Annotated in this window: 12 protein-coding genes; 6 read left to right on the forward strand and 6 right to left on the reverse strand. The window is 38.3% G+C overall.

The window, feature by feature from the left end; genetic code table 11:
• Window positions 1–76 precede the first annotated feature (76 nt).
• The 4 genes from CH376_RS16625 to CH376_RS16640 form a co-directional block, all read right to left on the reverse strand.
• A complete protein-coding gene (locus tag CH376_RS16625) occupies window positions 77–547 on the reverse strand; it encodes a protein-tyrosine phosphatase family protein (protein WP_100788207.1) in 471 nt (156 codons plus the stop codon).
• A gap of 266 nt (window positions 548–813) precedes the next feature.
• Window positions 814–1,425 (reverse strand): Tom20 family protein, encoded by a 612-nt coding sequence (locus CH376_RS16630; protein ID WP_100788208.1) that lies wholly within the window; start codon window positions 1,423–1,425, stop codon window positions 814–816.
• A gap of 6 nt (window positions 1,426–1,431) precedes the next feature.
• Window positions 1,432–2,862, reverse strand: a complete 1,431-nt coding sequence (locus CH376_RS16635; protein WP_100788215.1) for a Kelch repeat-containing protein — start codon at window positions 2,860–2,862, stop codon at window positions 1,432–1,434.
• Between the two features lie 68 nt (window positions 2,863–2,930).
• On the reverse strand, window positions 2,931–3,812 hold the full coding sequence (locus CH376_RS16640) for an LA_3334 family protein (RefSeq protein ID WP_100788216.1): 882 nt from the start codon (window positions 3,810–3,812) through the stop codon (window positions 2,931–2,933).
• 318 nt (window positions 3,813–4,130) lie between these two features.
• On the opposite strand from CH376_RS16640, the gene CH376_RS16645 reads away from it, so the two are divergent.
• The 5 genes from CH376_RS16645 (at window position 4,131) to CH376_RS24745 (ending at window position 13,750) form a co-directional block, all read left to right on the forward strand.
• On the forward strand, window positions 4,131–11,264 hold the full coding sequence (locus tag CH376_RS16645; RefSeq protein ID WP_100788209.1) for an RHS repeat-associated core domain-containing protein: 7,134 nt from the start codon (window positions 4,131–4,133) through the stop codon (window positions 11,262–11,264).
• 34 nt (window positions 11,265–11,298) lie between these two features.
• Window positions 11,299–11,787, forward strand: a complete 489-nt coding sequence (locus tag CH376_RS16650; RefSeq protein WP_100788210.1) for a hypothetical protein — start codon at window positions 11,299–11,301, stop codon at window positions 11,785–11,787.
• Window positions 11,774–12,409 carry a hypothetical protein gene (locus CH376_RS16655; protein ID WP_100788211.1) on the forward strand — a complete coding sequence of 212 codons (636 nt, stop codon included), beginning with the start codon at window positions 11,774–11,776 and terminating at the stop codon, window positions 12,407–12,409. Before CH376_RS16650 ends, CH376_RS16655 begins: the two co-directional genes overlap by 14 nt.
• A gap of 141 nt (window positions 12,410–12,550) precedes the next feature.
• Entirely contained in the window at window positions 12,551–13,465 is a 915-nt protein-coding gene (locus CH376_RS16660; RefSeq protein WP_100788212.1) for a hypothetical protein, read from the forward strand.
• A 153-nt stretch (window positions 13,466–13,618) separates the two neighbouring features.
• Window positions 13,619–13,750, forward strand: a complete 132-nt coding sequence (locus CH376_RS24745; RefSeq protein WP_276329221.1) for a hypothetical protein — start codon at window positions 13,619–13,621, stop codon at window positions 13,748–13,750.
• A 262-nt stretch (window positions 13,751–14,012) separates the two neighbouring features.
• Here the strand turns inward: CH376_RS24745 and CH376_RS16665 are convergent, their stop codons facing one another.
• On the reverse strand, window positions 14,013–14,969 hold the full coding sequence (locus CH376_RS16665; protein ID WP_100788217.1) for an aldo/keto reductase: 957 nt from the start codon (window positions 14,967–14,969) through the stop codon (window positions 14,013–14,015).
• A gap of 307 nt (window positions 14,970–15,276) precedes the next feature.
• Between CH376_RS16665 and CH376_RS16675 the strand changes: the two genes are divergently transcribed.
• Window positions 15,277–15,582, forward strand: a complete 306-nt coding sequence (locus CH376_RS16675) for a hypothetical protein (protein ID WP_100788214.1) — start codon at window positions 15,277–15,279, stop codon at window positions 15,580–15,582.
• A 139-nt stretch (window positions 15,583–15,721) separates the two neighbouring features.
• Here the strand turns inward: CH376_RS16675 and CH376_RS24455 are convergent.
• On the reverse strand, window positions 15,722–15,966 hold a 245-nt coding region (locus tag CH376_RS24455; protein WP_207769142.1), incomplete at its 5' end, for a hypothetical protein.

Raw genomic sequence — 15,966 nt, forward strand, 5'->3', positions numbered from 1 at the left:
TTTTACCCGATAATTACTTTAAATCTTACCCTGGACAAATTTACTTTATCGATTCTGATTTTTCTATATATTCCTTCTAATGTTTTTCCAAAAAGCCCCTCATTCCTGTTTTAGGATTATATTTTGTATAGATTTTTTGAAATTCTTGTTCAGCTTCTTGTAGACTGGAATTTGGAATAAGTTCATTTATTGCCAGAAATAGCAATCCAATAGAAGGAGATCTTGACTCGCCTAAATTACAGTGGAGCAGGACTGGTATGTTTTGAGAAAGAGCTTCTTCTATAAATTTCAATGCAGTATCGATGATTTCTTTCGGAATATAAGAAGGATCTGCTGCGTCGACTAAGTTTAGGAAAAGTCGATTTTCCCGCCTCGCTAATAGGTATTCTGGATGACCTTTGGGCGCTCCTTTTCCGGAATAGCCAAGTAGATTTCTATGAAAGGGTTCTTTACAGGCGTGGATTACGAACCAGTTCTGTAGACTGGCAACATTTGTTTCGTAATCAGATTGATTTCCAATATAAAAATTTAAGGTTACTTCGATCATTTTAGAAAGTTGTTATTTATTGAAATATAATACTTTTACACATTAATAAAGAATATAGTATGAAAAAATAATATTCCATTCAATATGGCAAGCATAAAATTTTTAGATAAATTGGAAAGAGAATATATTCGAAATCCAATATGTTATTTGAATGGGGATACACTAGGAAAGTCGGAAATTGTTTATCGGAAAAAATAGGGATTCCATCCTCTGTCAGATAAATGGAATGCGATGCATTCTGTGGAATTTTTCCAATTTCCAATTTCCTATTTCCTTCTCCATAGTAAAACTGTGAAAACCAAATTCGCCGAAGAAAAAAGAGCAAGAACAAGAATCGTAATCTGATAATATTTCTCTTTCGAATTGCTGTTTTCATTTTCTTGGTTGTAAGTTCTCGATTGCAAAAGAATCGAGTTCAGTTCCTCTTTAATATCCGCCACTGACCGATAAATTTCGGAGTCCAAGAGAATCACGGTATTAGAACCGCCTGAGCTTTTTCCGAAACCCGCTTGTCCAAATCCTCTTTGACTCGGCATCTTTCGCAAATTTTCGATCTCCGATTTCAACTCTTGATTGAGAGGCCATTTCAGATATGCCTTCTGAAAAAACTGTTTGGCCCGGTCGTAATTACCGCGCTTCTTTTCTTCTCTTGCGAGACCAATCCAAGCTCGCGTTAAGATAAACTCAGCTTTCGGATCGGAAGGATTGTTTGTGAGAAGTGAGATTGCGAGACTCTCCGCTTTCGAGTATTGACTTTCTTCGAGGAGACGTTCTCCGTCTTCGTGACTTCCGGCCATTACGTTTTCCTCGGAAGACAAGCCAAAGGAAAGAATTAAGAAGAGTATGGAAGATAGAATAATGAGGATTATCGATTTCATGATTTCTTACCTGTCGATTCGAATGACTTTGTGAGCGTAACGAGCTCTTGGCATCTTCTGAGTTTCCGTCGTCCAAGTGCTTGCAATTGGATTTTGTAGACCAATTGAGTAAACTGTATCAGTCGGAATGTTCAAAGCAGTAGCTCCTCCGAAGACGAATAACTTTCTTGTTTCATAGGAGGCTTGTGTTCCAGGATAATAAACCGAAGCAGGAAGAATCGGCCCGATGGTAAACGCTCCAGAACCGATTTGAGAGAAGTCAGTTCTGTTGGAAGGAGTAATGGAGCCAACCGGTTGTAAGGTGCTTGTTCCAGTGGAACCGCCGATAACCGCAAACCATTCCGGATCCGTTGGAAACAAATCCGAGTTCAAAGGTTTTACGCAAGCCGAACCGGCTCCGTGTCTTGCGAGGTTGATAGACGGCTCACCCGCACTTGTTGTCGAGTTTACGGAAGGAACATATCCGTCCGAAGTGACCTGTGCAGAACCATCTGCGTTGAACCTTCCGCCTGTGAAAAGGATTGAACCGTTTAATCCGCAACCGGACATATCGACTCTTGCAAAGATTGCTGTGAGTGACACATAACTTTGCCAAACACCAGTCGGTCCAATTCCAGGGAAGAATCTGGAAACCGTATTCAAAACGGTACCCGTTGTCATGTCGGTCGTTGTCGTTCCTGCAATGATAAAGATTTCTTCGCCTACGGAAGCGATGACCCCGCCTTGATTTGCGGTTGGCATGTCGGCTAACGTTTTCCACTGGTCTAAGTAAGGGTCATAGACTTCGGTTTTTTTGGAAGCAACATACGCACCGGCTTGTTTTTCTAAACCACCGATTACATAGATTTTTTCTTTGTGAGAGACTACGTTTGCAAACGCGCGAGGAGTTGGAATCGAAGTCGCCGAAGGAAACCAAGTAGAAGTCACAGGATCATAGAAGTCGATTTGCGAAACAGGATTTGCATCGGCTCCGATTCCACCCACGACCCAAAGTCCACGAGTTCTATTTGGAAAGTCGCTTACCCAAGTTTTAAACGCAATCGGTACACCTTGAAGATTGTTTATATCCGAAGAACAAAAGACGGAAGCGATATAATCGGTGTTCGATTCTAGGTTTTGAAGAGTCATGGAATGAATCTTTGCATTTTCTAAGCTAAAACTCGCCGATTCGATTCCACCTCGTCCATACACAACGGATCCAGGTTGGGAAGAAGAACATTCCCAGCTGATCGTCGCCGATCTTGGCCCGAGTTGTGTAACGAGGGCAAGTGTAACCTTCGCCGTTTCCGAATCGTGGATATTCGAGAGCGGGGAATTTTGACAATCGATCGTGAAAAATACCGAAAATAATAATATATTAGAATATATTAATGTTTGAACTTTTTCAAATATGTTTTTTGTAAAACCCGAGAAGAGTAGCATTATTTTTTTGCTCATCGGTGTTGCCGACAAGATTTCTAAATCAGAAGTCCGAACCCAAGTCGCATTTTCGGTGTTAAAATGTATCATAACAGAAGACCCCAAGAGATTCTTAAACCGGTTCTACAAAGAGAATCCCCGGATTCTATTGTGCATTGAGAACGAACTCCAAGCCTGAGTCGAGATCCGTTGTTTAAATCCCAGGCCCAGCCCACTTCGCTTAACAATTCCGGATCGGTACCATTTACGGATTTGGAATCACCCTTCCATTGAATCGCTGTTACGCCTCCACCAAAGAGAAAATACGGGGCCGAAGATCCATATTGTTTTCCGAGATAGAAGGATTGGTTCCAGAGGTTCACGGAACCTTGAGTTGTGGATGGAGCAGTTGCATACTCAGAAAGAAATCCAAAAAACCAAAGAGGACGATTTAGGAATCCTTTTTCTAAAAAGAGTCCGGCTCCACCGGTTGCCGGATTTGTATGAAACCAAGCTCCGTGGTTTGCTTGTGCAAAGAAGCTTCCTCCCAAAAAGAGCTGATTTTCTCCCGATCGACCGGAAAGGTATTTCTCGGGTAAGTCCGGAGTTTCGTTGTCAGATTCTAACGATTTGGAGTTTGAATTTTGAATCTTCGCTTTCTCGATTTCAACAAAGCCAAGTTCGGTTTTAAAAGTAATTCTATCTTTTTTTCGTTCTACGATGATTCCGCGAACAGAGCTTCCATCGGTAAGTTGAAACTCGGAATATTGAAAAGAAGACTCCGGTCCTTTTCTTGCATAATCGATTCTTTGAATCTCGGACTTCGGAATCCTGTACAATCTTCCTTTCCAACGGAGACTAACGGTATCTGCGCTTTCATTGATTTCATCAACTAAGAACGCATCACCTGATTTGAGAAGAAGTTCGGAAGAGAATAGGGGAGTTGCTAACAAGTGTAAGGAGACAATAACGTTTCTAAAAATTTTCACTGTGACTTTGCCAATTTTTTCTTCGATCAGCAAGTCGGAAGTGCATCAATTTTGTAAATGAAATAAAGAATTTGTTTCAAGACATCTGTCCTTAGTACATTTTTTCACACTGGAGAATTTATGTACTAAGAGTTGTCGCTTGTTCCTTATTACTAGGTTTTTTATAATTCAAAATTTTCTTTAGAGAGCAAAAATACAAAAAATATTTCCTAATTTGTCGGAAGTTTTTAAAAGTGTCAAATTAGTAGCGAGAATTTGTAACATTTCAAGGAACCCGCCTGGTTTGAATTGTTGCGAATTAGAAAAGGATCAACGAACATGCTGTTGAAAAATACACTTATATTAATATCAAACGTTGGGTTTCATTTTCGGAAATCAGTTTTAGGCATACTTTCTATTATAATACTTTCAATACCTACAATGGGTTTTTTGTCGCTCTTCACAAGCAACGAAGAATCCACTATTCCTTTTCCAATTCCTGAAATAACCGTCGATTCTCTCGGAAAAGCGAGCGCAAGTATTGAGATTCCGTTACCTCCAGCTACAGCTGATCTAAAGCCGACAATTAGTTTGAATTACAATTCCGGAGCTGGAAACGGTTTAGTAGGAATCGGTTGGGAGCTTGGAGCGATTGAAACGATTATTCGTGATCCTGCTTATGGAGTTCAGCTAAATGCGAACGATCACTTCCTCTCTTCCACGGTTGGTCAGTTGACATATAGCTCAAGTAATGCTCCTTATTACTATTCTAGAAGAGAATCGTTTCATAGGTTTGAGCCAGTCTTTGATGGATCTTGTACCGGTGGGCCGTGCGGGTGGATCGAAAAATTACCAGATGGAATTACTCATTATTATGGAGTTGCTGATTCTTCCGGCGATGACTTTAATTCCAAAATAAAAGCCGAAGGAACAAATGTAGTAAAAATTTGGGCTTTAAATCGTGTTCGGGACCGACACGGAAACGGTTATGATATTCGATATTTATCTTCAAGTTTAACAAATCAATACTCTCCAATTCCATACCAAATTACATATAACCAAGGGGCAGTTTTGGTGGAATTTGAATATGAAAACCGAAACGATAATTTCTCAAACTTTGCCATAGGCGGAAGATATCGATTAAATTCAAGATTGTCTGGTATTCAAGTAAGCTTTCAGAATTCCACAGTTGATCAGTGGGATTTAAGTTATTCTTATAGTTCGAATCAACAAAGTCAGTTAACAACTATTTCCAAAACAAATTACGATCCACTCAATCTATCTTATACAACAGGAAATCTTTCATTTAATTCTGGGATAGATCACACCACAAAAAGTTTCTTGGGATTGGACTTTAATGCTTATTATAAACCATCCGACAATGGAGCTTGTTCAGGATCTGTAAATACTTGCTTAGCGACCGCTTTTGGCGCTAACCCGCTCGCCGCCTTATTTTGTGCCTTTGTTATAGCAGACCAAAGTGTGAATTGTAATCGAGGTATTGAGAAAAATTATACGACTTTCGTCGACGTTACAGGTGATGAAAGGCCGGACTTTGTTCGGTTGTCTCCTGCTGGCTATCAGGCAATTGATCCTAATCTTCCGCCAAGTAATCTTTTAAGCTACGCACTGGCTAAGATTGTGGTTAATCCGACTTCCGTTTCTGGAACTTCTGTCCAAGTGGGAAGTGGCACATTCGAATCTCCGGCTTTTCGATATACGGAAGCGACTAAGATTATTCCGGGTGATATTAACGGGGATGGTCGAATGGACTTTTACATCGTTGAAGATTATGATCTCAACTTGAAGCTCGCTATATCAACGGGTTCAGGATTTAATTTAGTGGTCACAAATATTCCGACTGTAATGCCCCGGCCTGATAAACAACGTTGGTTTTATTTAAGGCCGGATCAAAATTCTTACCAATTCGTTTCTGATATGAATGGAGACGCAAGAGCAGACTTTATTCAGAATGTCGGAGGGAATTTAATAGTTTATTTTTCAAATGGAAATACGCTAAATACCGGTTCATCGAATGTTATTTCCTCATCAGTTTACGGAGTATATGGACAATCAGGTCAAGCATTTATAGATATTGATGGAAACGGAATCGGAGATTTTATTAGATTTAATAATATTGATAACCCATCTACTCGGGAGTTACGATACACTTTGTTTGATGAAAATGGTAATGCCATTGCTCGAAGCTTTAGAGCAGTTCAAAATAATGGAAAGGATGGGAACGCGTTCTTCGTAGATTTGAATGGTGATGCGTTAGTTGATTTTGTTTCGGTTACACCTTCGGGAGCTTTGTCGGTTTATTTGTTTGATGGTAAAAATTTCTCATCCTCGCCATATCAAGTAGGAATGAACGGTGTGCATCCTATCGAAGATTCAACGCAATACATGTCACCCGCGACGGCAAATCCATATTTACTAGATGTCAAGAGAGACGGTGGTCCTTTAGATAAGCTGATAGAAACGAATCTTCAATTTGGACAAGAAGAAATAACAATATATCTCCATGACAATTCTTCGCAATTTACGGAGTCTTTTTCGGTTGTAGCTCACCTCCCTGACAACGTATACACTGGTGATGCCCCGTCGACCACATATGATATTGATAAAGATGGTCAGAACGAAACAATTTATATTCATTTTTATTATAACGTATTCAATCAACAAGTCATGGCTTTGCGGATCCATTTTACAGGCGATAACACCGATTATGAGCAGTCTTTAGATGCGAACGCAATATATACTGCCTCAACTTTCGCGGAACAACCTAATTACCCTGCATTAACCACTTCATTGTACGACAGTTGGAGGTTATCAAAAACTTTCGCAGAAGTAAACGGAGACGGTTTAGTTGACTTCATCTGGTTTGACGGTAGCACAATTCGAATCTCTTATGGCGTGCAGACTGGCGATAATATCGGATATAACTCGAACGGAGATGCACAAATTTCCGCTTCTTCATTTTATACTGCTATGGATCTAAACAGAGACGGAAAAGCAGATCTAATCGGAATCGATTCAGCAAGAAATGAAATTTTTAATGTCGTAAACTTTCTTTCGGTAAATAGCGACACTGCGGTTTCTATGACCGGGGTAATTCACTATTATTCAAAAGTATTTCCTGAACCTATCGGTCTTTTAAAAACGGTCAACAATGGAATCGGACAAAAGTCGAAAACGATTTCCTATTTGAATTCTTTCGAAATATCCGGGGCTATCGCACCGAATGCTAATTCCTATCCTGTAATTCCATATGACTCGGCGGACGTTCTAACTCGTTCTGTAATCTCCGATTACAGCGGAAATGAAACTTCGATTACCTGTTTCAATTACTTAAATCACCGATACTTTTCTGGAATTAGGGATGTTCGTCGAAACCTTGGTTTTGAGAAAATCACTTCCAATACTAGTTTGAATTATGCTCCACTCAATTGTAGTGATCCAAATCCACTGCGAACAAATGAAAAATATGCAATTCAAAATGGAACTTACGAAACAGACGGAATTGTTTTTCGTAATATTGACTATTATCTCGGTACAATTATTTCTGACGACCGTTCTATTTATAGTAGTGTAAGTTCACCTTTCGGAACGAAATTTGCTCAACTCAATCAATCTATACAAAATACATATCAGGGCGGGGTCCTTATAACGAGTCAAAATACGAGTTACTCATATGGGGATTTATACGGAAATCCTACTCTTATAACTGAAACTTTGGGTAGTAATACAGTCACAACTCAAGTCTCGTATTTAAACGATCCTGCAAATTGGATTTTGGGAAGCCCTCTTTTACAACGAAAGATAAGCAACGGCCTTCTCGTTCAAGACAGATTTCTAACATATTATTCAAATTCTGATGTTTCATCCATTCAAGACTTTCCTGGCAAACCGGAATATTCCGTACAAAGTTTTTCGGTTTATGATTCTTATGGAAATCCGTTATCTATTCGAGATGGGAATAATAATTTGATGAGTTTTCAATATGATCCCGTTGTGAATAAATTTCCAATTCAAATCACAAATTCACTTGGTCAAATTATCCTTAAAGAATACGATTTGTCAAAAGCATTAGAAACAAAAATGACTGATCCAAATGGTGCGGTTACGATTCAAAACTATGATAAGTTTGGAAGACCAAATGAGACGATTTTGCCAGGAGAATCCAGTTGGAGTAATCGGATTATCTATGATAAAACCGGGCAACCTGGACAGACGATTCAAAAGTTGACGAACGACAGCCAAAACGGAGATCTGGTAACAAAAGAATTTTATGATACTCTGGGCCGTACGATTCGAAAAGAAACTCCTGTAGACGGAGGGCGGATTCTTGTTTCTACTTCGGAATACAATTCGGATGGATCTTTAAAGAGAAAATCAAAGCCTTATATCGAAGGCTTTGATTCTATTTATTTTATGGATTACATTTATAACGGACCTGATGGTCGTTTAAGTCAAGTCAATCACCCTGATGGAAGAGTAGAAACAATTTCTGAGACCAGTTTTGTTAAAACTGTCGTGATCCAATCTGGCGGAGTTGAAATTCATAGAGAGAAAGTCTCCTTAAATGATTTAGGACAAGCTACTTCAAAGGAAATACAGAGCACCCAATCTTTCTCTTACTCTTATGATCCTGCTGGAAGACTGTCTCAAATTACGGACCCGGCGGGCGATACGACTCAGTTCTATTATGATCTCTTTGGCAGAAAAATCAAACAAACTGATCAGAATTCTGGTACAATACTTTATTCGTACGATGCTGTAGGAAACCTAACTCAGACCATCGATGCGAGAGGTGTGGCTCTAAATTACTCATATGATTCATTTAATCGAGTTATAGCCGTTACGGGACCGCATCCAGATTCTTCAGTTGTTTATGAATACGATACAGCTCCAAATGGAAAAGGACGAGTGACAAGAGTTCAAGATGCAACTGGAAATACGTCCTTTGAATATGATATTCGAGGGAGAACTGTTAAATCGATCAAACAAATCGATGATTTGATTTTTGTTGAAAGGGCCGCTTTTGATTCTCTTGATAGGGTTCAAGATTATACCTATCCCGATGGATCCATAATCCACAATCGATATTCTAAAGCAGGGTACTTGACTGGGATTACGATGGATGTTCCAGATCACGGTAGTTTTGGCTATCCTATCGTTTCCTATGAAGGACCGACTCTCGATGGATCGGGTGAAATACAAATTTTAAGAAAATTAGGAAACGGCGTCCAGACTGCTATCAATGTAGATCCACTTTTTAAGCGTGTGAAGGAATATAAGACAACGCTTCCGAACGCATTTGAACAAGAAAACATTGCTTATGACTATGATCCTTCCGGCAACATTTCTCAAATTACCGATCGCAACAGGCCGGACCGTAGCCAGACTTTTATTTATGATAATTTTCATCGAGTAACTCAAGCTACGGGTAAATATGGAACGGAAAATTATCAATATACATCGAACGGAAATTTAACTCGAAAAGGGAGCGCAACTTTTCAGTATTCAAATTCCAGCCATTCCCAAGCCGTTACTTCTATGAATTCTCCAAGCACGGGAACGCTTTCTTACACTTACGATCCAGCGGGTAATATGATTTCAAGAAAGGGAGATACATTGAGTTACAACGATATCGGAAAACTCTCGGCATATCAGTCTTCTTCTTTAGGAAATACATTCAACAGTTATGATTATAGTGGAAATCGAGTAAAACGAACCGAGGATATTAAAGGGACAGTTCTTTTCCAATTAGATGGATCCTATGAAGTATTGCGGACTCCTGGAAACGGTGAAACGCATACTCTTTATATCAAAGGAACTTCAGGCGAAACTGTCGCACAGTTTTCTCGGAACGACGCTACTTTAATTAGTTCTTTTGAAACTTCCGATTGGAATCAAATTGCTTCAAACAAAATTCGTGAAATTAAAGACAGAACGATTTCCGGTCTTCTTGCAATGATGATCAAAATTGGAAATCATCCTGATGATTTTAATAAAACAGTGTTTGTATTCTTTGTCGTTGTTTGCACTGGCCTTCCTTTATTTTTATCAAGAATTAAAACACAAACTTCAAAACCTAGATGGATTTTGAAAGTTACGCCGATCTTATTACTTTCATTCGGTTCATTTGCTGGAGGGTGCTCCGGTATCCTTTCCGGGGGAGGAAGCGGTACTCCTCCTTGGGCTATCTTTGCAGGTGGAATTCCTGTATCGGTTCCATCAATCAATTCTCCATCTGCAAGCAGTGGAGGCTCAGGTGGTGTCGGGGGATTGACAGTTCCAGGAATGTATTTTTATCATCCGGATCATTTGGGTAGTGCGTCCATGCTGACTGATGGAAGTGGAAATCCAATTTCTGGTGGAGAGATGCCAGGTTCAAGTCACGTATCTTACAAGCCATACGGAGAGATATTAAGGACTGATTCTGCGGGTCCCGATATTTTCCGTTACAAATATACCGGACAGGAAGAAGAATCTTACACAGGTCTTTATAACTACGGCGCCCGTTTTTATGATCCGGAGCTTGGAAGATTTATCCAAGCCGATACAGTTGCATCTGGTAACGTTCAATCGGGAATGAACCGTTATATGTATGTTGAAGGTAGTCCGACAAATTTTGTAGACCCAAGTGGACACAACAAATACATTCATATGTTCAATCAGATTGTTCGAAATATGGTCGGGGCCGATAACAAGGACATGATCTCGAATATAAAAAAGGATGTTGTTAAGGCATTTGCGAATTCGGATAATCCCTTGTTTTCCTTAGCTGGAAATTCTTATATTAAATCTCAAAATAAGAAACACATCCGTGAGGCAAAAAGACAGCAATTTATCAATACCGGAATTGCAGTTGTAATTGCGATAGCGAGTTATGGAGCCGGGACAGCAATTTTAGCCGGAGAAAATGCACTAACTTTAGGGGGATTATTAGCAGGATTCGTTGCAACTACATCCGCAGGCTATGCGATAGGATCGACAGTTGGCTACGCAGTCGGTGGTTATGTTCATGAATATAATATCGGCTCTTGGGACGATAGGGGTGCTTTGCAAGGGGCTTATTTGGGAAGTTTATTAGGAATGGCGATTGGTAGCTATTTCGGAATGGACTTAGCCGAAGAATTTGTACATGCTCGAATAGCGGAGTTAAAAAATTCAGCTTCGACTATGGATTTGGCAGATGAATGGTTAAAAGAAAGTGAACTTTATTTTGGTGGAAGCAAATCACCTTTTTCTGATAATTATTTCCCTGGACTTTTCAAAATGACTAATTATGAAATCGCAACTGTTTCATACATAAAAGGTCTTGCGACTGGCGACAGATATGCTACTACCGATTTTGTATTAGCAACCATCGGATTTTTAACTCCATTTTCTGGATTGTCGTATAGCACATATTTAAAATTGAAAGATAAAGAAAAATTCTATAATAATCTAAGACCGATTAGATAAAAAATTTAAATATTTTGATCAAGTTGAAAAAATAATGAATATAAGTAATTTTATTCGAAATATTGGATTAGTGTTCATAGTTGGATTAGCGGTTTCATGCTTTGATAGAACTTTTCGATTTGCATACCACCCATATTTTTCGAAAGACCTTTGCAAAATTAGCTTCGATACGAAAAAATTAACCCTTGAAAACTCTGAATCTATTGAAGAAATTAATTTTTACCTTAGAATCCCGAATTCAAAATTAGCAATAAAAAAAATGGGGAACCCATTAAGGGAGATCGTTAATATTGAAAGTAAGGTCAGTAGATTTTTTGAACTTAATCCAACCTGTAGGATCATTAAAGAAATAACAGATAATTGTTATCAAAATATTGAAATTCCTTGTTCGGAAAATCGTATATTAATAAACACTCATGGTAAAGTGAAGAATAAGAAATTTGAAATTACTCTTAATAATGAAAATAAATTAAGTACACGAATTTCAATAGAAGAAGGCATTCTAAAAAATGAAAATAATTAATGATTATTTTAAGGTGTTCGCTTTGCTTTTCATTACGAATAGTTGCGGTGTCGTTCCTATCGTATCAACAGATGTAATCCCTATGCCTAAATTTATTACTTCCGTTGATACTTACGAATACGTCCCTTTGCAGAATGTTCAAAATTCGTTTGTTATAGTAAAAGTCCGCGATAAGGAATGGAACGTAAATGGGAAAATTGTCCCAGTTCAAGTTGCTTATTTGCTGTATTCCATGATTTCCAATTCATTTTTTGAATCGCTGTTAAATAACGGAATAAGTATTTTTCCGGTCCCCTATAGAAAACAGGAATCTTTCTATGTGACACAAACCAGTCGTATGCTTTGGGAAAATTCAAAGGCGAAGGAATTTAATTTTTATGAAAGCGCAACTGCGGTTACAGGGTGTTATAATCTTTTTCCGTTTCCGGTCGGAGAACATTATTTGAAGTTAAACTTAAGACATGATAAATTCAAAATGTTTGATTCATATAAAAAAGAATACCGTCTTGAAGTAAAGGAAAATGAAAGTGTAATTATTGAAATAGATTTTGAAAAGAAGATTGATGAAATAAAAAAAATAGCAACGCCAACGAATCTCCTGAATAGCTTGTGCAATGAGTAAAAGTCGAAATCTATCGATTTTGATAGTTTTCTTTTTATCGGTAAAGAATTTAGCCAAAGTAAAATTATATTTTGAGAAAGGAATTAATGTCTTAATTTTGCAAATAAACGGATTGATTTTCGAGAGGCAAGTTAGTCTATAATGAAACAACTATTGATTAAAAAAACGTTAAAACTTAATTGTGTAATATTGATTGTTTGTTCTTTACCCTTTTGTAGTCACAGTAATGATGAGAAGAATGCAAATCTTCTAATATTATTATTAGGAAATTATGCAGGCTCTGGTCCCTTTTCGCAAGTTCCAGATTTCCCTTGCGAAGGAAATATTTCAAAATCGACTGCGAAAACTGTCTTTTTTGAGACTGGAAAAGAACGAGCTGGAAAAGGCTGTAGAAAATATTACAAGTACGCTAAAGATATGGCGTCAATTGGAGTCTTGCACCAATTTAGAAATTTAATTCAAAATGCAGAGTTTCTGAAATATTACATCGGATACGCAAATCTTGATATTTCAGATCAGCTTTCAGAAAATGAAAAAAATACTTATGAGCAATCCTCTGATTTTATTTATGCGAAAAAAGAATATTTAGGTGAGTCCTTATATTTTGAACCAGGCTCAAATATTTTCTTTATTATAGAAGCGCTGTCGGCTCATGTTGAATACAATGTAACTTTCGATGGGGGAGATGTCGGGAGTTATTGTTCTGAAGGAGTAGTAATAGACAATAACACGCCAGCCAAAGCTTTCATTCTTACGAAAGGCGCAAGTGTTTCTGGCAATGTCACTGGTAGCAGTAGTCCTTGTTTTTATGAGATCCGTACAAATATCGCGATTCTTAACTTAACGGTAACCGCTACCGGGGCGGCAAATTTGAGTCTTTCAGTTTATGCAGAGAAGGACACAAGTCTTGTAGAATATACAATTCAAAACGCGAATGCCACAAAAACGCTTTCGAACATTCCAGTATCAATAAACTCAAGAAGATTGATAAAGGTTGACGGATTAAATGGTGGGTCATGTCCAGGTGGTTGTGCTTTTAATCTTAGTGTTCTGTGAGATGTTTTAACTCTAATTTTAAATATTTATTAAACATAGGGATATTAGATGATAACGTCCTAATTTTTTCGCACATTTAAGAATGAACGAGAAGGCTCTCCTTGCCGATTGAGTTTGTAACGCGCAAATTCAAAGAAAAAGGAGAACCCCCCAATGAGGGCAGAAGAAGAAAAAACGCACTTGAAAGCAATCCAAGTAGATGAGACCCAGCTCAAGAAAGACTTGAGCGACCTCGTCAGAGTATCCGTAGAAGAAGATAACGTCCTAATTTTTTCGCACATTTAAGAATGAACGAGAAGGCTCTCCTTGCCGATTGAGATTGTGACCAAACAAATTTCAAAGAAAAGGAGAACCCCCCATGAGGACAGAAGAAGAAAAAAGCCACTTGAAATCAATCCAAGTAGATGAGACCCAACTCAAGAAGGACTTGAGCGAACTCGCAAGAGGTTCAGTTAGAGGCGCCTAACATCTCATAGATGCGGATGCAGATAAACTCTGTAATGCCTTGAATATAAAAGGATTCCGTCCAGACACAACCTTGGTTACGTTAGTAACGACTTCCTGTGGTCATTTTAGGTATAGACTCTTCAATCAGTTGCATATCGGCCTGGGAGAGAGTAACATTATATGCTCCTAAATTTTCTTCTAGACGGTGAATATTTCTTGTACCAGGAATTGCTGTAATATCGTCATTTTGATGCAATATCCAAGATAGAGCAATTTGCGCCTTTGTTACTCCTTTTGCATTCGCTAATTGTTCTATTACTTCAACAAATTTGACGTTCTCTTTAATCGCATCCTCAGTAAATCGTGGATTGTTTAATCTAAAGTCACCAGCCTCAAGATCAGCACGGCTTTTAATTGCTCCTGTTAAAAAACCTCGACCTAATGGGCTGTATGAAACGAAAGTAATTCCAAGTTCTTTACAAACCTCAAAGATTTCTTGTTCTGGTTCCCGACTCCACAAAGAGTATTCAGATTGAATAGCGGTTATGGGATGAACTTTGTGGGCTCTGCGTATCGTTTCGGCATTTACCTCTGATAAACCAATGTATTTTACTTTTCCCTGTTTTACCAAATCAGCCATTGCACCAACGATTACTTCGATTTCAACATCAGGGGCTTGGCGATGCATATAATATAGATCAATAGATTCTGTGCCTAATTTTGAAAGACTTTGTTCACACGCTTTTTGAATATATGCTGGTTGCCCATTGAGTCCAAGCCATTCTCCATTTGCACCTCTCATTACACCAAATTTTGTAGCCAAAACAACTTTATCCCATTTGCTCTTGAATGCTTTCCCAAGGAGTTTTTCATTTGCTCCACTACCATACATATCCGCCGTATCGAAAAAATTAACGCCTAAATCAATTGCTCTGTGAAGAGTATGAATTGACTCTGTTTCATTAAAAGAACCGTAAAACTCAGACATGCCCATGCAACCAAGTCCAATTCGATTCACAGTTAATGTACTGTTTCCTAATATTGTTGAATTCTTCATTTTAATTACCATTTAATTACAGATGCAAAGTTCATATTTTATAAAATTAAATTACTGGTTTTATCCATAGCAACCAATATTTGTTGTCTGGAATCCCCCGATATAGTGGATACCAAGATCGCCGTCATGATTGAAGCTTAAGTAAATACGATAACAAGATTCGTAAACGCGAAAGGAATTTTCGATCGGATTCCTTTGATTTAATTGTTTCTCGATTGAAAAAAGCGAAGAAAAGTATCGAAAGAGCCGGTACAAAAATAAAATTTTGATAAGTGTTATTCGCTCTAACGTATATAGAACTTGATGCATGAATAAGATTGATCCGGAAATATTAATTGGTAAAACTCAAGACAGTGAGGAAGTAGCCAACTTCTTAAATGCCCTTAATGAAAATCCTCATGTTGATTTCTTTGCTGATTTTCAAATTTGGGATTTCACTCAAAACGGAATAACTCTGTATTTAAACAAAGAGCTACAAGTGGTCTCAATACATTTATTCGGATCGGATGATGAAGATCATTTAAGATACAATGGAATTTTACCTCGAAATATCGCTTTCGAATACGGAAGCAGGGAAGTGGCTGAAATGCTGGGTTTGCCGAGCTTGAGCTGAGCTGCGTATGTAGATCGTGGACAATGGGAGCGGTTTGATTTTACTGACGTTTCCGTTCATTTTGAATATTTAGCTTCCTCGAAAGGCATAAAAATGATTACATTGATGTCGCCTTCGATTCTAATCCGTCTTTGAAAGTTTATCGTTTTTGAAATATGCCGGTGAGAAACTCATCTGACGATGAATCCCTTTTAGAATTTAGTAGACTTGGGACATTACGGAATTTTAGGTAGACCTTCTTTAAAAAAGAATAGTATACATTTAATTTTTCGGCTATTTTGCCCAAATGAATCTCCGGAATAAGGTCATATCCTTTTCTTACATTCCACACCCTGCAAAAAGCGGAACCCATCCATTCCTCCGGAATGTCTTGGGTCCCACGTT

The organism is Leptospira adleri, from assembly GCF_002811985.1.
Classification (GTDB): Bacteria; Spirochaetota; Leptospiria; order Leptospirales; family Leptospiraceae; genus Leptospira; species Leptospira adleri.